Annotated in this window: 1 protein-coding gene and 1 pseudogene; both read left to right on the top strand. The window is 30.5% G+C overall.

What is annotated here, in order from left to right; genetic code table 11:
- On the top strand, positions 1 to 205 hold a 205-nt coding region (locus tag R7O13_RS26670; protein ID WP_318305183.1), incomplete at its 5' end, for a hypothetical protein.
- Positions 206 to 609: 404 nt separating this feature from the next.
- Positions 610 to 737: pseudogene (locus R7O13_RS26665) on the top strand (flagellar motor switch protein FliM); the annotation flags it as partial.

Here is a 737-nt window from a genome sequence, read left to right as displayed (position 1 = left end):
TCACTCAAATTTATTTCCTTTGAAAGACCAATTAGAAATATCCATTGGAACTGTCAATACCTCACCAGACATGGCTGGATTAAAATTGACCAAACCCAAAGAAAAAAAGACGTTACAAATTATTATCAAACTACGAAAGGAAAGGTATATCTTACATTTCCATGACTTAAGCAGTTTAATTAAATATGCCACTGAAGCTCTATAACTGGCATAGCTAATCATGTTAATTACCTATTCTGAAATATTTAAATTGATTGGCAAACGTTTAGCATGAGCTGGAACACCCATAAAACAAACGAGATAAGACCAATAAAACAACTAGTTATATTAATATTTTTATAATAATCACGTTAGTCACCAGATAGAGGATCCTGGTAAAATAACAACAAAGATTGCTCAAAAATTGTTATTTTTACTTATTAACCGATTTATAAATGAAACTAACCCTTTTTAATTTTTATTAAAAGCTTCGCATGTACTGACATAAGCAACATGTGAACTAAAGTCACATAATTCGAAGTTAAAACTAAAACATCATGAAAAACTCTGTGTAGACTACCGAATATTAAGTTAGAAGAACTTGGTTTGTTAACGCACGGTAAAATATAAATGGAAACTAGAGTTAGTGAGTCTATTTCCGATATCAAACCTCTTGATGTCGAATTATTAGGCAAGCCTATTCATATCATTCGAGATAAGCTTGAAAATTTAATTTCAGAATCTTGTTCAAGCCTAAC

The organism is Vibrio sp. Y176, from assembly GCF_033438945.1.
The sequence above is the reverse complement of the archived record's forward strand: the minus strand, read 5'-3'. Positions and strand labels throughout refer to the sequence as shown.